Below are 25,405 nucleotides of genomic sequence, written 5' to 3' on the forward strand. Positions count from 1 at the left end.
TCATTAACAAATAATTACGTTTCCCTTATACTTTTCTTAATTTCTTTAACAAAATCAGTGATTTTGGCTAAAAACAGCTTAGTTAAGCTATACACTAAAAGTAAAAAAGGGACTGTAAAACAGCCCCCTTTTCTATATAAATAATTAAGAATATTTATTTTATAATTAACTTACGTTGTAATCTTTTACCTTCAACTCTTAATTCATACACATAAACTCCACTTTGCAGTTTATGACCTTGTGCAACACCATTCCAATTTATAGTGTGCATTCTATTTCCTGTAACTTTTCTTGCTACAAAAGTATGAATTTTTTGACCTAACATATTGTATAAACTAAGATCCACAAATACTTCCTTAGGTGTACTAAAACTAATTTGTGTATGCTCGTGCATTGGGTTTGGTCTGTTTTGAGATAATGTTAATTTATAATTCTTACTTAACTCAACCTCTTTTGATTTTACGGTAAAGCTATAAGGACTATTCATGGTACCTATTGTTTTATTTGAAGAGAAAATTTCTGTATTCTCTAAATCTAAAACGCTATTTCCATCGTATAACTTAAACTGAACATTTTCATCACTATTACTTCCAATACCGATATAATAATGGTATTCTCCGTTAATAAATTCAGCTTTAGAAGCTCCTCTTAATTCATTATCAACTAATGCTAAAATAGTATACGCTTTATTTGAATCTAAATCAGCAGTTTCAAGTACTCCATTGATATACATAAAGTCAGCAAACTGATTAAGATCAATTGTTAAATCTAACTCCTTGTATGAAGGTGTTTCTTCTAAATCACTTGATGAATTAGATAAAGCACTATTAACTTTAGTATTCTTAGCTACAGATCTTGCAGCTGCATTCTTAATAATTCCGGAATAATTAATTGCTCCTGAATTTTGAGATTTAAAAACATATCCTAATCCTGGTGTTAAATGCGTTAAACTACCACGCCAACCTCCAGAAGTTGTATATTCTGCAAATAAACCTCTTCGCTCTATTTTATCACCCTCACTTACTTTTGTTGATGTAAATGATCGTAAAGCATAACTAGTACGTTCCAAATTATTTGGATAGAAAGGAAGAGCATTGGATACTTTTCCTCCAATAATAGTTATGTTCGTATTTAGATCTACTGGCACACCTACAATCTCTATATATTTAACCGCATCTGTTGCTACTTTTACTAGATAAGCTTTTGATACATCGATTACAGTTAAGTTTCCTTTAAAATTACCATTGGTTCCAACTGTTGCTTTTTGAGTTGGATTAGTAATATCTAATATTTCAGATCCATTAGGCAAGCCTTTTATCGCTGAAAGTGCTAAAGTGTTAGACGTTTTACTATCTTTAAGATTAAAACTTAATTCTTGAAATCCTCTTACAACTGGTATTCTTCTTTTTACTTTTTTACCTACCGTAAAAGCTACTGGAGCTGCATTTGTTCCTTTACTTGTATTAAAAGCAAAACTATAATTCTCAATAATACCTTCATATTCGGTACATTCAGAAGCGTCCCAAATTTTAAAAGTTAACGCACTAGTTTCATCTGCATTTCCAAATACTGTTAAATTTACTATTCCATTACTAGCTACTCTAGCATAACCTCTTGGTGTATTTCCAATATAAGCAGTAACTGCATCATTAATATCTAGAGATTTCTGACCATCTATCAATAAATTTCCTTTAAAATCCATTGAGAATGGGTAGTCATTTTTAAAACTTTGAGAAACTACAGGCTCTGGACATGTAACAACAACCTCTACTCTAAAACTCTCTACACCAAGCTTTACACCTGTTTCTTTATTACTTGTTTTAATGTAAATGTTTGCACTGTGAACTCCAGGGTTTAAAAAGCTTTTGGTTTCAAATACTAAACTACTATTGGTTTCTCTAGCATTGATAGTATTTACAGCTCCTTTTGCTCCATTAGCTCCAGCCTTAACCTCAAACCAAACTGGTAAATTTTCAAAAGTATACGCTACATCTACACCTCCATCTTTATTAATTAAATCTACATAATCAATCGTTTTAGCTTCTCCTTGATTTTGTGAAATAGAAATGTTATTATGACTCCATTTTAATTTACTTCTATCAATAATAAAACTCCAAGAAGCCTTATCTACTTTGTTTCCTAATGGATCTTCTAGCTTTTTATCTTTCACAAAAACAGTTAATCTAGCACCTTCCACAAATTCTAAATCTGAAATTTTCATATTAAAATTAATAATCGTGTTATTTTCAGACATAGTTGTTGTAAACTGAACATCATCTACCGTTTTTGTTTGATCTAAAGGTGCAGCATTTTCATTAGTAACAAACTCAATACTATTTGCTGTTGTTCCTGAAGCATTTCCAGTAAAATCTTGAATCGCTTCATTTGGTTTTCCATTAATACCTTGTTTAGCTAATGTATTATTATTGAATACAAAATACGCTTCTAAAGTATCTTCATTACCTAATAATTGATTTTTCATTTTACTTGCTAACTGTGCTGGTGTTCTTAAGGACCTCCATAAACGAATTTCATCTAAAGAACCAACAAAAGCATCATTATTAACCACTGGTGCAATTACAATAGGATCTTCATTAGTTTTCAATACCGTTGATATTTTTCCAGATCCTACAGGATTACCATTAAAATAAATAGTAACATTACCGTTAACTTTATCAGCAACTACAGCTACATGTGTCCAAATAAATGATTGTAATCCAACAGATGATTTCACCCCGTTTCCTAAATCTATTTTACCATCTGATGCTAATAAAACCGCATAATTATTACCTTTTTGTAAAATTGGCACACTACCAGAAGTTGGGTATTTCGATGGATTCACCCACATTTCAATGGTTGCTTTTTCTTCTAAATTGAATTTAATATTATGCGGTATCGTAATCTTATCTTGAACATTATCTAATTTCACAGACGTTAATGGCTTAGGAATTCCTCCTAAAATACCACGCATTGCTAATGAATTTAAATTTACTGTAGCTGGATTAATAGCCGCTGAAAATTTAGCCGAAATAGTTCCAGTAGTATGTATCCCACCATTATCTGGAGTTGTTAACACTAATTTAGGTGCATTTCTTGCTATTTTTCCTTTTACAAATGGAGTTGGGTTTTTACGGTTATTAGGATTATCAGATCCTCCATCTCCACACACAGGTACAATTCTAAAATTATATTCTCCATTGGTTAAACCAGAAACATCAGCACTATATTCAACAAAATCACTATCCTTTTTTAAATTTTTCTTTAAAGTTTTTAAAGTTAATTTCTTCAAAATCCTTGGCATGTTATTGCCTTTAATAGTATACTCTATATCTACTGAGAAATCATCGGTATCAGGTTTGTCTTTTAATTCTGGTATTCTAAATTTAAAATCTAGCTTTTTTTGATCAGAACCATTTACTACCCAGTCATTTTGAGGTGCATCTGACGTAATAGTTTCAATACAAGCACCTGTAAAGTGTGCAGTAACTAATATTTCTGACAAAGGTTTTACACCTACTTCATTATATTCATCTACTCCATAAGAACGGTAACGATCTCCTGTTTGTTCACATTCAGAATACATCTGAATTTTTATATCCTTATAAGAAATTACCGAAGGTGCATCGGTTCCTCTTGCAATACGTAATTGCGCTTTAATTTCTTGTTGTACCCCAGTTGGTGAACTAGGATCTAAACCAAACACAAACTTTGAAGAGGTTGTTGGCTCAAAAATAGGTGACTCATTTAAGTTTACCACAGCTCCTAATGAATTTGAAGCACCCGCCATTCCTACGATATAGGTTTTTCTAGTAGCATCTTTTGCTATTTGTGTATTACGTAACGTTAAGTTATACAATATCGATTCATCACCAGTACCATAACCTACTACTTTATCAACAATCAACTCAACTCCTTCTCTAGGTACAGTTCCTGATTCAAACGGACACGAACTTCTACCTCCATTGGTTAAAAACATTGGAGTATCATATTGCGGGTCTCTTCTTATAGACACATCAAATTGATCTCCTGCATCATCGTCGTTAAAAGTAAAACTATCGATTCTACTATTTTCTTTATCTGTAGATTCAGAGTCTGTCCTAGTACTACGTATTGACGACTGATTAACCCATTTTACAGTTCCAATTTCTACATCGAAAGAAGAACCAAGAGAAGCTCCACCTCCATTAGAGTCTCCTTTATTTATGTTTTTAGCTCTAGTTAACGTATAACTAACAGATGTTAAAGCATCAAAAGTAATTCGTCTATCTAAAACAGCTGGATTTAGACCTACTCCATTCTGTCCTGGAGTATTTCCATTCGTTAAATTTTCCGTAGTAGAACTGAACCCCGGAGCATTTTTAAAAGAATTCGCAGTAAGCTTCTCATGATTATTTTTTATAATCTTCTCCCAACCCTTAATTTCATTGAGATACTTTGTAATTTCCTTGTCGTTATTGTCCGCTGGATTATTCTTTAACAGCTCCTCTAGTGTTCCTTTTAAATCTAAATGATTTCTATCTTTAGGAGGAGAAACAACATTATTATTCTTATCTGACTTTGCAATTGCCAATCGATATAAATTAGGAATTACATTATCTCCCAAGCTTTGCTTTGTATAAGCAAAAGGGACAAAACCTGTTGGCTTTGCAACTTTACCAGAACTTTTCACCACTGGAGTACAACCATTCATTTCAAGTACTTTCCCTGTTCCAAAAGAAACTATTCTAGACAAACCAATAAATACATCTGCATCTTCCCCTACATAAGTTGGATCTGATGGCGTAGAAATTTCTTTATCTAAAACTACTGTTGTTTCATTACCATTATGTGTTATATGTTCAAACTCTCCATTAATATCTATTGTATGCTCTGAATTCGCATTAAAAACACGTACACCTGTAGCCGTTATAGTAGCTGCTCCAACACCTGTTACAACACCTGCTAAGAATTCTGTTTCTATTACTTCAACTCCACCAATTGAATTATCAATATTAAGATTAACTGTTTCGTCAGTAGACATTGAAACCGTATAACTAGCTCCTTTTCCTAAGGTTGCAAAACTGTTGTCTCCTGGTGGATCATGTAATACATATCCCACTTGAGGATTTATCAACGTAAAATCAGAATTCTCTTGACTTGCACCTGTAATGATTACTTTTTGAGTAAATGAAGCATTTCTATCATTAAGTTTAGCAGATATTAAAAAGTTTCTTGTATGATCTCCTACATAATTAGGTTGAGAAGTTTTCGCAAAAAAGTTTTTAATACTAGCACGTTTATTAATAACTAAGTTTTTATTTGAAAAAAGAGCATCTCCTCCTAAAGTAACTATTGCATCTTCCACTAAGCATTTATTAGCACCATAGCTCTCAAAAACTTTAACTACCATTTTAAATGGATCGCTACTCTTCAAAATATACTTTCCATCACAACTTGGTTCTATTTTATCTCCTACATATTTTTCAGCCAATTTAGGTGTTAAAGCTACTCCTGCCACATCTTTAACTTTATACATTTCAAGTTCGATTTGAAGCTCATTTCTATATTGAAAGTCATATACTACATTACCACGTCGCAAATCGATTACCGGGCTTAGTAATTTCCTATTTGACCCTTCATTCGTAATCTCAACTCTATACCTCCCAGGTACCAGATCATTTACAGTAAAAATAGTATTATCACTATTAAAGTTAGCATTACTAATTGTTTTTTCAAATCTAGGATGCTCTACATCTGTACGTATAACTTTACCTGTCCATGCCCCCACATTGTTGTTACATGGAACTACAATAGTACCAATAAAACTATGCCTAGTAATATTCTCAAAATTCACATTTTGTAAAGGTTCCTCTATTACTACCTCATAACTATTTCCTTTGGGGTTTAATCTTGTATTCGTTGCTTTATAAGCATAAACTACTTCTCTCGAATATTGTTTAATATTGTTATTATCAAAACGACAATTACCTTTTAATTGTAAATAGTTATTATTCTCATTTTTTTCAACCATATTAACAGCTCTAGTACTGTATTTTTGATTAAAAGTGTAAGATAATTCTAATAAGTTAGCATCATTATTTATTATTTTAGCATCTTTAACCTTTGCAATATCTGATTGAGAAAGTGCTCCCTTTCGATACTCTAACAAATCTAATTTTGCTCTAGAAAAGTTAACATTTTTACCTTGTTTAGTATCTTTCCCTAAAATTACTACATCATTCGTGTTAAAAGAATTTAATGCCGTTGTTTTCTTAGTTGTATCTAAAAATAAACTTAATGTATTCGACTCACTATCAAAAGTTATCGCCCAAAAAACAAATTGACCTTTTAAGCTACTTTTTATTGTTTCAGATAACTTTTCTTGCTCCTGAATATAAATTTTTAAAACATTGTTGTTCACTAATTTTAAACTTAAGTCTCCCCAATCTAGAATAGTTTGAATGGCAGGTATTTCGTCTTTATTCCCTAGTTTTACATGAGGATTTACAAATCCTGACCAAGTAAAACTTTTTCCTTCATTAGTCACAAAACTTTTTGACTCTGCATATCCAGTTTTTCCGTCAAAACCTAAGCTCCCTTCATTTAAACGATCTTCATTTTTTAAATTTGGTCTAGGATTAGGCGTAATGATATGTTTTCCAGGAGCAGCTTTGATAGCATAGGTCCCTGTATTATCTGTAGTAACTTTAGCGTCTTCATTACTTTGAATTGGCTTCCCATCTATGAATAATGAAGTTCCTTGAATTACAGGAAACTTATTTTCACCTCCTAAATTATATTCTATAACTCCCGTAATAGGTAAACTTGAAACATCTGTGAAGTTTACATTGGTTACTTCTGCTCCATTTAATCTCCTAGGTACTCCTACCTGTTTTGTTTTTGGTAAAAACTCAAATCGAGGTTTTGTAGGTTCAATGGTATATTCAAATTTATTATCATTATTAGTTATTCCCTGAACCCCTGTACTTAATGATGTAAATTCATAATTACCTGTTTCATTGGTAAAAGTAGCATAGCTTATTTTAGGTTGCTCATTCGCAGTTAAATGTTTTAAAACACCTTTACTTTCAGCAATGTATTCTCCCTTTTTCCTTGAAGAAAAATTATATGCTTTATGAGGATCATTAAAGTCAAAACGGTAATAGGCAAATAAATTAGTTTCATTACCTCCTACAATATGCTTTGCATAATTCGCTACCTCTACTGATGTTTTTGCTACATTCCAAAAACGTACCTCATCTAAATAATATCCTGTCTTAGTAACTGCACTTAAGCAAAAAGAATTTGTTCCTCTTAAATCAATATTGAACAAATTTGAAGTGCTAGCATTTTCTATTAAATTTCCATCTTCAAATAACTTTCCACCCTTTGATCCAAAAGTAAATACATAATGATGCCATTGCGTATCAGAAGTTCTTATTCCTTTTACATATTCTTTACCAGCCAACTTTACAACAATAGTATTCTTAGCCATTTCTAACTCGGCATTTCCTATTTTTAGAATTTTGTTAGTTTCTGTACCTATTACTCGTGTTTTATACCAAAACTCAAAAGTGGCTTGATTTTTATCATTTCTAAAAGCTTCTATATTTCTAATAAAAATAGGTATTGCATCTTTTTCTATATGTAAAGCTCCTCCTGGATTTACAGTTGCTTTCGCTTCTACTTTTGCAAACTTTGTTGCTACCTTAGAAGAGGTTTCAATGGTTCCGTTTACCTTACCATTTGGTAACACAAAACCATCATCTTTACCTACTAAGGCATCTGCACCTTGTTTTTTTGCTTGAATGGTATACTCATATAGCTCATTAGGTAATACTCCTCTGTCGACATATATTATTTCATCTGAGGGCTGCTTACTACTTACATTACGCTCTGTATGAATTACCGTACTGGTTGTACCTGCACGAATATTCCTCCTTAGCACTTGGTATTCATCCATATCTTTTGCATGTAACCAACTTACAACAACCCCATTCGCACCAGACAATAAGGTATGACTACTACCATCTCCATCACTTGCCTTCACAATAATTTTATCCAGGCTTAAAATAGGATGTTTAAGTTTTGAGCTAACTGTAGCTATTCCAGTATTTTTATATGCACTTACAAAAGAGGCTTCTTTTACCAAATTATCATTTGGAAAATGTTCATATAATAAATTCTTCCAAGAAGTGGTTACCATCACTTTTCCTCCAAAAACATCTTCATTAGAAACTATATCGTTTGTATACAATGTTTGTAATCCATTGTTTTTTAACTCCGATAATCTATTCTTACTCTCTTGGTAAAAACTTCGGTATTGTTCTAATTGAATTTGTTCTTTACTCTTTTTTGCTGACCAAGCCCTGTATTCCGCTAGAAACAAGTCTGTTTTTGCATCACTTATCAGGTACAAATCTTCAATATCGAAATTAGAGTTTTTTATAAATAATTTTTCTTGACCATCTATATAACCTCTAACTTCATTCACATTAGCATCAAAGGTAATTGCAAAATGATGCCAGCTATTTTTAAACAACTGTTCGTTCAACAACAAACTGCTTTTTATTTCTTTACCTCCTATTGATAAAGACACTTCATTTGAAGAAACATCTAAAGAAAATTTAGCATTTCCACCTTCAAAGTTAGTTACTCCCCAATAAACAGGCGCACCATTTGTACTTCCCGCTGTATTGTGCTTTGCCCAAAACTCAACTGTTGCTTGTTTGTTACTTCCTGCTTGTAATAACTCTTTTATATTGGTTTGAGGTGTAAATATTCGTTCATATTTCCCATGACTTTGTACATGCAATACAGATAACTCACTATCTTGTGCTTGCAATAATCCTAAAGGACTCAATAAAACTACTAACAATAACCTAAGTAGTTTATGTCTTTTATTTATTTTTATTTTTTGCATTCTATAATATGTTTAAAAAGCGTTATTCATTTTTTGTAAATAAAAAATAAATTTATCCGCTAATTTTGATTTTTTATTATCTACTACAGCTCCATTTCCATCAAAAATAGAAGTCAGCTTTAATTCTCCATTTTCATTTACTATCGATAAGCTTGGTTCATTTATTGGAGATAAATACACTAAATCTTCGTTTAGAATACCATCTTTTCTTGGCCCTGCATAATTAACTTCCCACATGAAATTAGCCTGCTTTGTTTTATCCATTTTAGCAAAACTGAAATTACCAGGTTCATTATACTTTAAAAAAAAGCCCTTATTTTTTAAGGAACTAATAAAAACTACACCATCTTTATTTTTAACTTGCTGAATAATTAGCGCTTGTAAATACCCCGTATTTAAATCAAACTTAACTCCATGAGGTTGTATAAGTGTTGCTTTATTAGTAACTGTGTTATGCTGTAAAGCCATAAGACCTCCTGCTGTAAGTTGTTTATTCATAAATCGATATAAGGTAATATCATCCTGTGCTTTTACTACGAATCCAAGTAATAAAAACAGCATTGTTATACTAATTTTTTTCATTTACTGTTGGTTTTTATTTACAGTTGGTTTTGCTTGTAGTTCGTTTATTAATTGTTGTTGCTGTATCGTATACAGGGTTAATTCTTCTACCTTTTCTACCAATTTCAAGGTAAGCTCTTTTAAATCCATCCCTTCTTTTACCACTTCTTTCTCAGATTTCATATTTGGTAAATGTTGGTGTTTTTTAATAAAAGATGCTACTGCTTCTAAAGGCATTAATTCATAATTATCGGCAAATACATAATCTGGGAAGGATCCAACTCTTAAGGTAACTTTATTCGCTACAATATCTTCTGCTGCAATATTTTTAGACTTTATATTATTCGTTGAAATATCATTTTTTGTTATGAGCTTGGTACTAATAGTTACATCATCTTTTCCTGCTGATAAAACCTCTCTTTTTTCATTACCATACAACACCTTGAATTTATCAACTACTGAATTGTTGTTAATATCAACATTTACCACAAATCCTTCCTCATTTCTTGATTCAAAGTTTCTCGAAAGTAATTGAGTTTTACTTATTCCTACATCTAATATTTTGGTCCCAGCGGTACCATATAAAACTTTAAACGTATCAACATTTGGATCATTACTATTTCTATCTATATGAGCAATGAATGAAGCAAAACTTTTTGAAGTAAAACTACCTATATTAAAATCTACAGAACCAGATGTTACTTTATATCCATTTTTAAAATCAACTTCTTGACCAAATTTGGCTGCTTTGTTAAAAAAAGGAATTCCATCGAAATGTGTAGTACCCTTAAAAATAGTTGGAGCTTCAAAAAAAGTGCGTATTTTATGGCTTATATTATCAGGTGTAAAACTAGCCATTACTGAATTTCTAGCTAGTAAACTTATACCTTCATTTCCTCCTGCACTATCTGTATCTGAACTTATATTGATAGATCTCTGACTACCTATTACATATTGAGCATTAATTGTTGTTAAACTGGTGGCTAAAAAGGCACCTAGTACTAAAATTGATTTTTTCATTTTGTATTACTTTTGTTTGTTCCAATTTTTGTTTCTAAATCATCTATTAACTTTTGTTGTTCTATGGTATACAAGGTTAACTCTTCTACTTTTTCTACTAATTTTAATGTAAGTTCTTTTAAATCCATCCCTTCTTTTACCACTTCTTTCTCAGATTTCATATTTGGTAAATGCTGGTATTTTTTAATAAAAGATGCTACTTCTTGTAAAGGCATTAAGTCATAGTCATTGGCAAATACATAATCTGCGAAAGACCCCACTCTTAAGGTAACTTTATTTGCTATTATATCTCCTGTTGTTACTGAATATGAAGAAAAAGGTAACTGAGATTCAACTTTATTTTTATCTACCACCAATAATTTCTTTGTGCCTTCTTTGGCTGAAAAACCTTTAGAGAAATTTGTTGTTCCGCTCAAATTTGTTGTTCCGCTCAAATTTGTTGTTCCTTTAAAAGATACAAGATTTGAAAAATCAGCTCCTTTAAAAGCTACAGTACCATTATCAAAATTTGCATTACCCGTAAAATTTGTATTACCCGTAAAATTAGCTTCATCACTAAAATTAGCTTTACCACTAAAGTTAGAAGCTGAAAGAACTGTTAATCCCCCTACTACACTTAAACTGCTATAAAATTTCGCATTGTTTTTAACCTCTAAACTTCCCGCTAGTTTCATTTTATTACGAAACCATGTAAATTCAGGTAAAAATGCAGCATATTGTGTACGACCAATAACAAAACTATGACCTTCTACACGATCAAAGAAACCTCCATTAGTATCTGCTTTATAGACTATTGCATTTCCATTCGAAATAACTTTTTCCCTAAAAAAATTGAGTATTGGTTCCTTAAAATCTTGTGCATTTAACTTAAAATTACTAGTTGACAATAGTAATAGTCCTATAAATATTATTTTTTTCATTCTTATATATTTTTATATTATTATTTATGTATTTGTTTTTAGACTTTAACATTTCTTACTTTAAATATTTTATATGTCTACTTAATTTATTTAAGGATCAAAAAAAGAGGATTTGCTCATTTTGATTTTTAATTTTCGTATCATAAAATGATACATAGAAATCTTCATTTTATCTTATTTAATTAAAAGTGATTATTTTTTATGCCTGTATTTTTTACTATTAGAGTTCAATCAATTGTTTCGATAAAAAACAGGAGACCTTCTGCTTCTTTACACATAAGTATAGAAGGATCAATACTTCCTTTTTCCAATTCAATAGAATCAGATTTCATGAAATACTATTTCAATAAGTTTTTTTGAATTTCACACAAACAGTGGTGACTATTTGATAATCATATGCGAAGTATACCGATACAAATTCCATATCGTCCTAACATATTTGGTGATTGTAATTGTTTACAAATGGTATTAGAAACAGGACTAATACAAAGTAATAAAATGTGCTTTAAGTAATTCATTTTTCGAGGGATTGTTTAATAGTAAGACAGCAAAACTCCTACTTACCCCACTGTAAAACAAGACCATAAAGTCCTAAAATCTGAATACGAGACCTTGTAAAAAACAACATTTCTGTAACAAAGTCCTAATTCAGTTTTTAGGACTCACTCCTCTAATAGCATTCCCTAGCATTTTAAATATTTATACTAATTTTTAGGATAAAAAAAAGAAAATTAACTTGTTTAAAATTAATTTACAAACTAGTTACATTTACATCCCTAATTAGTAACTTTCATTCTAATTAGTGTTAAAAAGTTTGCGTAAAATCGATTTATTACACTATTAAAATAATCAAGAGTTCAAACCAATAACAAAGAAACCTATTAATATTTATTTTAGTAAAAACTACATTCCCCTAATAAAATGAAAACTTGAAACTTTATAGACAATAAAAAACCAGAGAAGTTAACTTCTCTGGTTTAAATAAACTTATTTTTTAAATATTATTATTTTTTTATATACATACTAGGGCTCATGTTTTCATGTTTTTTAAAAGCTTTATAAAAAGTAGACTTTGAGCTAAAGCCTGATTCTTTTGCTACTCCTAATATGGAATAATTTTTATAAATTTCTTTTTCTAAATTTCTTTTAAACTCCTCTATTCTTAACCTATTTATAAAATCGTTAAAATTCCCATCTGAAAAAGTATTGATCAGTTTAGAGATATACTTCGGATGCATTTGAGTACTATTAGAAATATTTAATATCGTTACTTTAGAGTTTTTATATATACTATTTAATCTTATCGTTTTAATTAATTCATCAAAATCCTTTTTTTCATTAATACTGCACGTTTCCTTCTTTTTTTTATTATAATTAAAAACTGCTACTCTCCTTCTAACTTTTTTAAACTTAAATGAAATTTTTTGCTTTATTAGAAACCCAAAACAAACTAAATAAATAATATTTACTATACCATCTAAATAAGATAGTTGCTTAATGAAACTAGGACAAAAATAAAAAACTATTACATGAAAAGAATTAAAAGCATAATAAGTGAAGCCTAAAAACAGTAGTATAAAAACAAAATAAATAAAAAATTTATTTTGAATAAAAAATCGTTTAGACTTACCTTTTATAAAAGTTTTTAGTTTAAAATAAAAATAAAGCAACATTACAAAGTTATATACATTATCTAACGCTAAAAAGTAAGGAGGGTATTGTGGATTATATAAGATATTAACCCCCAATATATATGTAATTATTATAGGATAAATATATTTAGATTTAACTCTTAAAGTTTCAATTAAAAATGAATATACAATAGTCTCTGATATTGAAAAATAATAATACTTTGTTGGAATAATATAAGTGTTATATTTAATTTCATATAATCTTTCAATAGATTCAAATATTAAATTTATTAAAAGAAATTTCAATAAATATTCACTTTTTACAGAAGTGTGAGATATTCTATTATTAAAAATAATAGCACAAATAATTAATAAAAAGAATAAGAAAAATAATTCAAAAAAAACTGGTGAGTTTAATTCTAACATAAAAAATAAAAAAGTAGATTGAAAATAAATGGAATATATTTTACTCTAATTTTAAGCTATTTAAAATTAGAACTAAATAAAAAAAAGAGGCCGATAATTTATCAGTCTCTTTTTCTTTAAGGTTCTTACATTTTTTATTCAATAATTAACTTACGTTGTAATCTTTTTCCTTCAACTCTTAACTCATACACATAAACTCCACTTTGCAGTTTATGACCTTCTGCAACACCATTCCAATTTAAAGTATGCATGGTATTTCCTGCTACTTTTCTTGCCACAAAATTATGAAGTTTTTGACCTAACATATTATATAAACTAAGATTTACATAAACATCCTTTGGTGTACTAAAACTAATTTGTGTATACTCTTTCATTGGGTTTGGTCTGTTTTGAGATAATGTCAAAGAATAGTTTTTACCTAATTCAACTTCTTTTGATTTTAAAGTAAATATATAAGGACTACTCATAGTACCTGTTGTTTTATTTGAAGAGAAAACTTCTGTATTCTCTAAATCCACAACAGTACTTCCATCGTATAACTTAAACTGAACATTTTCATCACTATTACTTCCAATACCGATATAATAATGGTATTGACCATTAATAAATTCAGCTTTAGACCCCCCTCTTAATTCATTATCAACTAATGCTAAAATAGTATACGCTTTATTTGTATCTAAATCAGCAGTTTCAAGTACTCCATTGATATACATAAAGTCAGCAAACTGATTAAGATCAATTGTTAAATCTAACTCCTTATATGAAGGTGTTTCTTCTAACTCACTTGATGAATTAGATAAAGCATTATTAACTTTAATATTCTTAGCTACAAATCGTGCAGCTGAATTCTTAATAATTCCGGAATAATTAATTGCTCCTGAATTTTGAGATTTAAAGATATATCCTAATCCTGGTGTTAAATGCGTTAAACTACCACGCCAACCACTAGAAGTTGTATATTCTGCAAATAAACCTCTTCGCTCAATTCTATCACCTTCACTTACTTTTGTTGATGTAAATGATCGCAATGCATATCCTGTTCGTTGTAAATCATTAGGGTAAAAAGGAATTGCATTTTTAATATTTCCTCCATTGATTGATAAGTTATTATCTAAATCAACTGGTACCCCACTTATTTCTATATATTTTACAACCTCATGAGTAGGAGCTATACTTACTAAATAAGCTTTAGTTACGTCAATTTCAGTTAATCCACCTGTAAAAATATTATTACTTCCTAAAACCGCTACTTTATTATTTAACAAATCAAGAATTTGAGAATTCACTGGTAATCCTTTAATAGCTGTTAAAGACAATTTATTAGACGCTTGATTGTCCTTTAAATTGAAACTTAATTCTTGATATCCCTGTACAACAGGTATTCTTCTAGTAACTTTTTCACCAACCGTAAATTTAACAGGCACTGAATTAGAACCTATAGTTTGATTTGAATTAAAGCTATAATTTTCAATAATTCCTTCATACTCGGTACATTTTGAAGCATCCCATACTTTAAAATTTAGCACTGATGTTTCTCCAATATTCCCAAACACTGTTAAATCAACCAAACCAGAAGTTCCTACTTTAGCATAACCTCGTATTTGATTACCAACATATACTTTTACAACATCATTTATATCTACTGAATTTTGAGAATTAATAATTAAATTTCCTTTAAAATTCATTGAAAGTGGATAATTGTTTTCAAACCCTGATGCTATTGCTGGCTCTGGGCAATTAACTGTAACTTCCAATCTAAAACTTTCAACACCTAATTTTTGTCCCGTATTTTTATTACTTGTTTTTATATAAATAATAGCAGTATGTACTCCTGGATTTAAATAGTTTTTTATTTCAAACTCTAAATCTCTATTCGTTTCCGTAGCCCTAATAATATTTAATGCGTCTTTAGCTGGGTTAGCTCCTTTTTTCACATTAAACCAAACCGGTAGGTTTTCAAAAGTATACGCTACATCAATCCCTCCATCAGAATTTATTAAATCTATATTATCAATGATAGTCGTTTCTCCTTGATTTTGACTTATTGATAAATTATTATGACTCCATTTTAACTTACTTCTATTAATAATAAAACTCCATGAGGTTTTATCTATTTTATTTCCTAAAGGATCTTGTAGTTTTTTATCTTTTACAAAAACTGTTAATCTAGCACCTTCAACAAATTCTAAATCTGATATCTTCATATTAAAATTAATAATCGTATTATTTTCAGACATAGTTGTTGTAAACTGAATATCTTCTACGGTTTTCGTTTTATCTAAAGGAGCCGCTTCTTCATTAGTAACAAAATTAATTCCAGTAGCTGTTGTTCCTTGAGCATTTCCTGTAAAATCTTGAATTGCCTCATTAGGAGCACCATTTATACCTTGCTTTGCTAATGTGTTATCATTAAAAACGAAATACGCTTCTAAAGTATCTTCATTACCTAATAATTGATTTTTCATATTACTAGCTATTTGTAATGGTGACCTTGCTGATTGCCAAACTCGTACTTCATCTAAAGAACCTACAAAAGAATCAGTAGTTACCATTGGAGATATTACAATGTTTTCTGAATTTACTTTATTTTCAATAGTAGAAATATTACCAGAACCTACATTTTCTCCATTAAAATAAATAACAGCATTTCCATTAGTTTTATCATAAACTACAGATACATGTGTCCATGTAAATGGTTGAATTCCTTTAGAAGATTTAACGCCGTCATTCGTTATTATTTTACCATCTGGCATCAAAGAAACATGATAGTTTCCTCCTTTTTGAATGATAGGAACATTAACTCCTGATGGGTATTTTAATGGATTTACCCACATTTCAATAGTTAATTTATCTTCAAAATTAAATTTATTATTATGAGGAATATTGATAACATCAGTAACATTATCCATTTTAACAGATGTTAATGGTTTTGGAACTCCACCTAAAACACCTCTCATTGCTAACGAATTTAAATTTACAGTAGCTGGATTTATTGGTGCTGAGAATTTTGCAGAAATCGTTCCTGAAGTAAATATCCCTCCATTATCTGGAGTTGTTAGCACCAACTGTGGAGCATTTCTTGCTATTTTCCCTTTTACAAAAGGAGTTGGGTTCTTACGATTATTAGGATTATCAGAACCACCATCTCCACACACTGGTACAATTCTAAAATTATACTCTCCGTTTGTTAAAGCTGATACATCTGCACTGTACTCTACTTGATCAGTTTCAGAATTTAAATACTTTTTTAATGTTTTTAAATCTAACTTCTTTAATATTTTAGGATCATTGTTGCCTTTAATTGTATATTCTAAATCCACTGAAAAATCAGTACTCTCTGACATTCCTTTTAATTCAGGTATTCTAAAATTAAAATCTAACTTCTTTTTATCAGAACCATTTACAATCCAATCATTTTGAGGTGAATCTGAAGTAATCGTTTCAATACAAGCTCCTGTAAAATGAGCTGTTACTAAAATTTCTGCATACGGCTTCACTCCTACTTCATTATATTCATCTACTCCATACGAACGGTATCGATCACCAGCTTGTTCACATTCAGAATACATTTGAATTTTTATATCCTTATAAGAAATAACCGAAGGTGCATCGGTTCCTCTTGCAATACGCAATTGAGCTTTAATTTCTTGTTTTACACCAGTTGGTGAACTTGGATCTAAATCAAAAACAAACTTTGAAGAAGTTGTTGGCTCAAAAATAGGTGACTCATTCAAATTTACAACTGCCCCTAATGAGTTTGAAGCACCTGCCATTCCTACTATATACGTTTTTCTAGTAGCATCTTTCGCTACTTGTGTATTACGTAACGTTAAGTTATATAATATCGATTCATCTCCAGTACCATATCCTACTACTTTATCAACAATCAACTCAACACCTTCTCTAGGTACAGTTCCTGATTCAAACGGACAAGAACTTCTACCTGCATTGGTTAAAAACATTGGGGTATCATATTCAGGATCTCTTCTAATTAATACATCAAAATGATCTCCTGCATCATCATCGTTTAATGTAAAACTATCTACTCTGTTATTTCCATTTTCATCTGAATCAGTTCTACTATTAAAATTATGAACCTTCGTTTGATTATTAAATGTAAGACCCGCTCCAAAAATTGTAAAATCAGTTGAGAAACTAACACCTACATATGGACCACCACTAAATGAGTTTCCAGAACTCTTCGTTTTCTCTCTTGATAATGTGTAACTGATTTCAGTTAACGCATCAAATGTAATTCGTTTATCTAAAGCAGAAGCGTTTAACCCAGCTCCACTTTGTCCTACATCATTATCATTTGTTAGTTTTTTTGTAGTGCTACTAAAATTAGGTGCACTATCAAAATATGCCTTCGTTCTTTTGTTATGATTCTTATCAATGATAGAAGTCCATCTACTAATTTGATGTAAATAATTAATAATATCTTTATCTTCTTTATCCTTCGGAGTTTTCGCTAATAATTTTTCCAAAGTACCTTTTAAATCTAGATGATTTCTATCTTTAGGAGGTGATACAATACCATTATTCTTATCATATTTAGCAATTGCTAATTGGTATAAGTTAGGTATTACAATATCATTTAAACTTTGTTTTGTATATGCAAAAGGGGTTACAGACGAAGGTTTAGCTACTTTATTTGAATTTTGCACAACTGGTGAACATCCATTCAATTTAAGTACCTGACCAGTTCCAAAAGTTATTACCTTAGATGTACCTATAAATACATCGGCATCTTCTCCTACATACGTAGGATCTGAAGGTGTAGAAATTGACTTTTCTAAAGTAACTGTTTCTGAATTACCGCTATGCCTTAAATAATCAAACTTTCCTCCAATTAAACCTTGAGTATCACTACTAGTTTGTAAAACAGGGTTCACAAATCCTGCTACAGTTCCTACTCCTAATGGAGCTGCAACAATTCCTGTTAAAATTTGTTTTTTTACTTTTAGTTTAGCTCCAATTGAATTATCTATTTCTAAACCTATTCCATTTTCAGCAGAAAATGAGTACGAATATGTAGCTCCTTTTGCTAAAGTTGCAGAACTATTATCTCCTGGAGGATCATGTAATACAAAACCAACTTGAGGTTCTATCAATGTAAAATCTGAATTTCCTTGGCGAGCACCTAGTATAATTGCTTTTTTAGTTATAGATGCAGTTCTACCGTTATGACTTGCTGATATTAAGAAGTTTCTTGAATGATCTCCTAAAAAATTAGGAGATGAAACTTGTGTAAAAAACTCTAACACTCCTTTACTTAAAGTTCTATCAGTTAAATTACTATCTGCTAAAATAGCGTCACCACCAAGTGTTACATCAGCTCCTTCAACTGGGCATTTATTTACTCCATACCTTTCAAAAACATTCACATTCATTTTAAACCCATCATGAGACTTAAAAGTAAAACTTCCTTCACAAGTACTGCTAATTTTATCTCCAACATAATCTCTCATGTTTTTTACATCTCTAACACCAGCCATATCAAATTCAAACAACTCAATTTCTAATTCAATAGGATTTCTAAATTCAAAATCGTATACAATATTTTTACGTCGTAAATCTATTATAGGACTTTTCAAAACTCTATTTGCATTTGTATTTGTAATTTCAACTCGGTATTGACCAGGTAGCAAATCATTTATTGTAAAAACAGTTGTATCATTATTAAAATCAGCAGAACTAATTATTTTTTCAAACTTTGGAAATTCAATATCTGTTCGAATTATTTTTCCAGTCCATGCCCCAACACTATTATTACAAGGCACTACAATATTACCTATAAAACTACGTCTAGTTATATTTTCAAAATTTACATTTTGCAATGGCTCTTCTAATACTACTTCATAATGATTTCCTGTTGGATTAAATTTAGGATTAGTTGCTTTATAGGTGTACTGAATTTCTCTGACATATTGTTTATGCGATGTATTATCAAAATTACACCCTCCTTCAAATTGTAAATAATTATTATTTACCCCATCAACAACTGTATTAATTGCTTTAGTTCCATATTTTTGATCAAAACTATATGATAATTGTAACTTTGATTGTTCAATAGCTAAATACTTTCCTTGTTTTAATTTAGCTATGTCATCTTCTAGAAGTGACACTGCTCTATATTCTAATAAATCAATATGTGATTTTGAAAAGTTTTTAAATGTATTAGATTCCTCTTCACTACCTACTATTAAATTACTCGCTATTTCTAAGGAATTTATTGAAGTATTTTTTCTTCTATCATTCACATAAAGTGAAATCGTTCCCTTTTCTTTATCGAAACTTATACTAAAAAAAGAAAACTGTCCTAAGCTATTAGCTGGTATGTTTTCTGACAATCTTTCTTGAGTTCCTGTATATACTTTTAATGTTGTATTGTTAATTAGCTTTAAAGATAAATTCCCCCATTGCAAAACAGTTTGTATAGCTGGTACTTTATCTTCATTACTAGTTTTAAGATATGGTTTTACAAAACCAGACCAGGTAAAACTATTTCCATTATTAGTAATAGAATTTATAGAACGAGCATATCCTGTTTTTCCATCAAATCGTAAACTTCCTTCGTTTAAACGCTCTTCATTAGCTAGTGATGGCATAGGATTAGGTGTTATTACATGGTTACCTGGAGCTGTTTTAATTGCATAAGTACCAGTATTATCAGTAGTTACCTTACTATCTTCATTACTTTGTACGATTGAACCATCAACTTTTAAAGCTGTACCCCTAAGTACAGGATATAATTCATCTCCTACTCTATAAGAAATTACACCTGTTACTGGTAAACTCGATACATCTGTAAAGTTCACATTAGTTGCTAAGTCACCATTTAATCTTCTAGGTACACTTGCCTGTTTCGTTTTAGGCAAAAATTCAAACCTAGGTTTAGATGGTTTTATTGTATACTCAAACTTATTGTCATTATTAGTAACACCCTGTATTCCTGAATTTAATGAAGTAAATTCATAGTTACCTGTTTCATTTGTATAAGTAGCATACGTTATTTTTGGTTGTTCGTTTGCTGACAAGTGCTCTAATACACTTTCACTTTCAATTAAATACTCACCTCTTTTTTTTGTTGAAAAATTGTATGCTTTGTGTGCATCATTAAAATCAAAACGATAATAAGCAAATAAATTTTCAACATTACCTCCAATTATATGCTTTGCATATTCGCTAATTTGTAATGGTGTACGAGGAGCGTTCCAAAATCGAACCTCATCTATATAGTACGTAACATTCGTTCTTGTGTTTAAAGAAAATGTATTTACATTATTTAAACTCAACGCAAATAAAGTAGCACTACTTCCATTAGAAATAGGAGTCCCATCTTCAAATAAAGTTCCTCCAGATACATTAAATGTAAATGCATAATGATGCCAATTAGTATCTGACTTTCTTCTACCTGCAACATAAGTAGAGCCGTTTAACTTCACAAGTATTTTGTTTTTTTGTAAAATCAGCTCGCTATTTCCAATTGAAAGCACTGTATTCTCTCCTTCAGTTATAGTAGGAGTTTTATACCAAAACTCAAAAGTTGCTCCACCTTTTGCTTTTCTAAAGGCATCAATATTTTTTATAAATAAAGGTTTTTTACCTTGAATAAACTTTAAAGCACCTCCTGGATTAATGTTTCCTGAAGCAATAGCTTCTACTTTTGCAAATTTAGTAGCAACACTAGAAGAGGTTTCTATAAGTCCTTTAACTTTACCATTTGGCAATACAAAGCCAACGTCTTTCCCCGTTAAGGTAGTTACTCCATTATGCTTTGCTTCAATAGTGTATTCATACAACTCGTTTGGCAAAATTCCTTTATCAACATAAAACAATGATTCTGAAGGATTCTTTGTTTTTGTATCTTTCATTGTATGTACTACCGAACTTATAGTACCAGCTCTTAAGTTTCTTCTTTTTATAATATATTCATCAACATTTCTAACATGTTGCCATTCTACAAATATGCCATCACTCCCTGATAGCAAAGGGTTATCAATACCATCTCCATCACTCGCTCTTACAATAATTTTATTCAAGTTTAATACTGGATGTTGAATTTCTGAACTAATATTACTAATATTATTAGATTTTAATTTTGAAGAAAACTCAGCTTCTTTTATTAAATTTTCATCAGGAAAATATTCATATAATAAATTTTGCCAAGAAATAGATGTTAATACATCACCACCAAAGAAGTCTTCATTTTTATAATTTGTATTAGTATATACAATTTCTAGCCCATTATTTTTTTGTTCTAATAATGAATTTTTTGCTTCTTTATAAAAAGTACGATATTGCTGCTCTTTGATTTGTTTTTTCCTCTTTGCAGTTGACCAACCTCTGTATTCAGCTAAAAACAAGTCCGTTTTTTTATCACTTGAAAAATATATTTCCTCTACATTAAAATTGGAAATATTTTTAAAAAAGTGCTCAATTCCATCAATATACACTCGTAATTCATTAGCACTTTTATCTATTGAAAAAGCATAATGATGCCATATATTTTTAAATAATTTGTTATCTAACAGCAAGTTTTTAACTTGCTCACTTACTCCTATTTTTAAAGAAACTTTATTTTCTTGGATACTTAATTTGAATTCTTCGCTTCCTGTTTTCAAATTTGAAAATTCCCAATTTACAGCTTCTGAATTACCTGAACTTGCTGTATTATGCATTGCCCAAAATTCAACAGTTGCCCTATTAGTTATTCCTTTGCTTAATAAACTGTTTAAATTAGTTTGTGGATTAAAAACTCTACTATATTTTCCTTTACTTTGTATTTGTAACACTGCTAAATCATACGATTGTTGTGCATGAACAAAAGAAAAAGAGCTTAATAGGGCTATTAATAAATAGCCTATAATTTTATTTTTTCTCATTATTAATATTTTAAAGTACGTTAGCTATTTTCTCTATCATAAATCTGTATTGATCTCCTACTTTTTTACCATTGGTTAATAATTCATTTTCAGAAGACTTAAAAACATCTACTTCAATTGCATTATTATTTCTTTTTACCAATCCTTTATCTAAGTTATTTAAAGGTGAAATCAATACTTTTCCTTTTCCTGCAAATTGAACTTGCCAAGTATAGTTATTTAACTTTTTAGAGTCTTGAATCGTTAAAAAACTAACTTTATTAGACGTAGGATTATAGTGTAAAAAGTATTTTTTTTCTTTAGCTGACGCTATTAATACTTTTCCACTTTCTAAGCGCTTTAATATAAATGATTGTAAAAAGCCATCTTTTTCATTAAGCTTTGAGCTCGATTTCTTAATTAAACTTGCTGAGTTATCAGAATAATTATGATGTAGTATCATTTCATTTCCACTAACTATACTTGCATTAGTAAACCTGAATAGCTCTATATCTTGAGCCATTGTTATTCTTGTACCTAAAACATATAGACACAAGAACAAAATAAGTTTGTTTCCCATATCTATAAACTATTTTTGATTCAATTTAAGTTGGTTTTTAATCGCTTTTAGTTCTCTTAAAAGAATATTTATTTTTTCTTCTTGTGCGATGGTATGTAATGTTAACTCTTCAACTTTTTCAACCAAAATAGTATTAATTTGTTTCACATCCATACCTTTTGATACTACCTCTTTTTCAGAAGGCATATTTGGCAAATGCTTATTTTCTTTAATATAAGTAGCTACATCTTTTAAAGGCATTAAATCATAGTCTTCTGAAAAAACATAATCAGGAAATGATCCTATATTTAACACTACTTTATCTAAAGTCATAATTCCATTTTGTAAACTAGCCATTTCATTATTATCTCCATTTACAAAAGATATTTTATCATTTTTCCCATGGCCTAAATTAAGTCTACCAGTACTTTTTGTGTAAGAAACACTTCCAAAAGTACCTTGTTGTATTTGAGCATTTTCTGTTGATATATTAGTATTAAATACACCTGCGTTTGTAGTTAAAACACCATCGTGTATTTTGGCCATTTCTACGTTTGTGCTATTTCTAAAAGAAATAATATCATCTCCATTATTATCTACATCTGGATGTAATACTATTGGTCCATGACTTTGAAACTCACCTCCATCTACTCTAATATTTCTACCACTAAGGTGTATTCCTTCTTGAGGTGTAATTCCTATTCCTATTTTAGAAAACGTACTATTGCCTGACACACTAAAATTACCATAAACATTAGCATCTCTATGAAAATGAGCAATTCCATAAAAACGAGTTAAATCTTGAAAAATAGTTTCTTTTTTAAAAAAGGTTCTAACTAAATGAACATTATTAGCTGGAGTAAAATAAGCTAGTTCTTTATTTGCAGCAAACAAAGAAACTCCTTCGTTACCTCCTTTTGCATCTGTATCTGCTTTTATATGTATACCTCTAACTGTTTGTATAACATGTTGTGCTTTTACTGTACTTACGCCTAATAATAGTAAGCCAGCTATTGTAATTTTTTTTATCATTTTATATTATTTTGGTTAATTTTTCTGTTGTTCTATACTCAACAGTTTTTTTGAAAGAACTTTCATTATTTTTTCAGAATGCTCTTTCATTTCTTTTAATTCATCAACAAGTGTATTTATCTTCTGCTCTTGTAAAATAGTGTGTAGTGTAAGTTCTTCTACTTTTTCTACTAAAACAGTATTTATTTGTTTTACATTCATCCCATTCGCTATAACTTCAGCTTCGGATGGCATGTTAGGTAAGTGTTTATTTTTTTTTATATAAATAGCTATTTCTTTTAAAGGCATTAACTCATAGTCTTCTGAAAAAACATAATCAGGAAATGAGCCCACATTTAATACCACATTTTTTGCTATAATATCTTGTGCCTTTATATTTTTTGTTTCAATGTTTTTTTGAGTTATAAGTTTTTTGTGAACAGTAACATCATCTTTTCCTGCTACTAAAACTTCACTCTTTTCTCTACCGTATAGTACTTTGAATTTATCTACTTGTGAATTGTTATTTTTATCAATGTTTACTACAAACCCTCCATCATTTTCAGAAATAAAGTTTCTTGAGAATAATTTAGTATAACTTATTCCTACATCAAGTATTTTACTTTTTTGTGTTCCTTGAAATATTTTAAAAGTATCTACATTAGGATCATTACTATTGGTATCAATATGAATATTAAACGATGCACTTTGGTTTGAATTAAAGGCTCCTTCATTAACATTAAAAAAACTATTCGTTTTCTTATAACCAAATAACTTAAATGAATTGGTATGAAAAACTGATTCGCTAAGTGAAGTTTTAAAAACCTGATTTTTTTGATCATGCCCAATCTGAACTTTAAAAACCGCGTTTGTATTTCTATGATCTCCAATTCGCATTTCTACGTCTTTTGCAGACATCAAATAGAATCTATCATTAGCATAATGGAGTATTTCATCAGCCTTAAATTTCACATACTGATTTGAACCTCTAAAGAAAGGATCATTTCCTTTTCCTTGAAAAATCCTAAAATAATCTACACCAGGATCATTATTGTTATTATCTACTCTAATACTATAACCTGCAGTTACACTTACTTGTGCTTTTAAATTATAGGTAGTAAATATTAATGCAATTACTATTAAAATTGTTTTTTTCATGTATACTTCTTTTATGGTTATGATTGTTTTTTAACTATTTATAAGTCCACAAAATTGAAGTAAGAAGAATCATTCTATTTTACAAGAGTCACTATTTCACATACATCAATATTTGACATACATCACATTTCATTATTTAATTTTTAATTGATTTATTCTCTTGAAGTATTAGGAATACTATGTTTCTTATAGTTTAATTCAAGTCTTTTTCATTATTATTTAAACGTTAAATGGAGTAAAAAAAACTTTTTTAACTTTTTTCTTTAACATTTATTTAACACTTTTTAATAAATTTGTACCTTGACTTACTTATTTTATTTAAAAAAAACTAACAATAAGAAAACATATTA

Annotated in this window: 9 protein-coding genes; all 9 read right to left on the minus strand. The window is 29.7% G+C overall.

What is annotated here, in order from left to right:
* Nucleotides 1-154: 154 nt before the first annotated feature.
* Complete coding sequence (locus ACKTTQ_RS12990) at nt 155-8,902, minus strand: LamG-like jellyroll fold domain-containing protein (protein WP_408049433.1); 8,748 nt, start codon at nt 8,900-8,902, stop codon at nt 155-157.
* Between the two features lie 12 nt (nt 8,903-8,914).
* Complete coding sequence (locus ACKTTQ_RS12995) at nt 8,915-9,484, minus strand: hypothetical protein (RefSeq protein WP_408049434.1); 570 nt, start codon at nt 9,482-9,484, stop codon at nt 8,915-8,917.
* Entirely contained in the window at nt 9,485-10,483 is a 999-nt protein-coding gene (locus tag ACKTTQ_RS13000) for a hypothetical protein (protein ID WP_408049435.1), read from the minus strand. It lies immediately after the preceding gene.
* Complete coding sequence (locus ACKTTQ_RS13005; RefSeq protein ID WP_143032777.1) at nt 10,480-11,403, minus strand: pentapeptide repeat-containing protein; 924 nt, start codon at nt 11,401-11,403, stop codon at nt 10,480-10,482. The genes ACKTTQ_RS13000 and ACKTTQ_RS13005 overlap by 4 nt, the downstream gene beginning before the upstream one ends.
* A gap of 1,004 nt (nt 11,404-12,407) precedes the next feature.
* Nucleotides 12,408-13,460 carry a helix-turn-helix domain-containing protein gene (locus ACKTTQ_RS13010; protein WP_408049436.1) on the minus strand — a complete coding sequence of 351 codons (1,053 nt, stop codon included), beginning with the start codon at nt 13,458-13,460 and terminating at the stop codon, nt 12,408-12,410.
* Nucleotides 13,461-13,594: 134 nt separating this feature from the next.
* The gene (locus ACKTTQ_RS13015; RefSeq protein WP_408049437.1) at nt 13,595-22,348 is read right to left on the minus strand and encodes a LamG-like jellyroll fold domain-containing protein; all 8,754 of its coding nucleotides are present in this window, start codon (nt 22,346-22,348) and stop codon (nt 13,595-13,597) included.
* 10 nt (nt 22,349-22,358) lie between these two features.
* Nucleotides 22,359-22,907 (minus strand): hypothetical protein, encoded by a 549-nt coding sequence (locus ACKTTQ_RS13020; protein WP_408049438.1) that lies wholly within the window; start codon nt 22,905-22,907, stop codon nt 22,359-22,361.
* 9 nt (nt 22,908-22,916) lie between these two features.
* Entirely contained in the window at nt 22,917-23,918 is a 1,002-nt protein-coding gene (locus ACKTTQ_RS13025) for a hypothetical protein (protein ID WP_408049439.1), read from the minus strand.
* A gap of 15 nt (nt 23,919-23,933) precedes the next feature.
* On the minus strand, nt 23,934-25,055 hold the full coding sequence (locus ACKTTQ_RS13030) for a hypothetical protein (protein ID WP_408049440.1): 1,122 nt from the start codon (nt 25,053-25,055) through the stop codon (nt 23,934-23,936).
* Nucleotides 25,056-25,405: the final 350 nt, after the last annotated feature.

This window comes from Tenacibaculum halocynthiae (genome assembly GCF_964512825.1).
Lineage (GTDB): Bacteria > Bacteroidota > Bacteroidia > Flavobacteriales > Flavobacteriaceae > Polaribacter > Polaribacter halocynthiae.

Coding starts and splice junctions, on each gene's coding strand:
- ACKTTQ_RS12990 (WP_408049433.1), bottom strand. CDS start 8,902: ATGCAAAAAATAAAAATAAATAAAAGACATAAACTACTTAGGTTATTG.
- ACKTTQ_RS12995 (WP_408049434.1), bottom strand. CDS start 9,484: ATGAAAAAAATTAGTATAACAATGCTGTTTTTATTACTTGGATTCGTA.
- ACKTTQ_RS13000 (WP_408049435.1), bottom strand. CDS start 10,483: ATGAAAAAATCAATTTTAGTACTAGGTGCCTTTTTAGCCACCAGTTTA.
- ACKTTQ_RS13005 (WP_143032777.1), bottom strand. CDS start 11,403: ATGAAAAAAATAATATTTATAGGACTATTACTATTGTCAACTAGTAAT.
- ACKTTQ_RS13010 (WP_408049436.1), bottom strand. CDS start 13,460: ATGTTAGAATTAAACTCACCAGTTTTTTTTGAATTATTTTTCTTATTC.
- ACKTTQ_RS13015 (WP_408049437.1), bottom strand. CDS start 22,348: ATGAGAAAAAATAAAATTATAGGCTATTTATTAATAGCCCTATTAAGC.
- ACKTTQ_RS13020 (WP_408049438.1), bottom strand. CDS start 22,907: ATGGGAAACAAACTTATTTTGTTCTTGTGTCTATATGTTTTAGGTACA.
- ACKTTQ_RS13025 (WP_408049439.1), bottom strand. CDS start 23,918: ATGATAAAAAAAATTACAATAGCTGGCTTACTATTATTAGGCGTAAGT.
- ACKTTQ_RS13030 (WP_408049440.1), bottom strand. CDS start 25,055: ATGAAAAAAACAATTTTAATAGTAATTGCATTAATATTTACTACCTAT.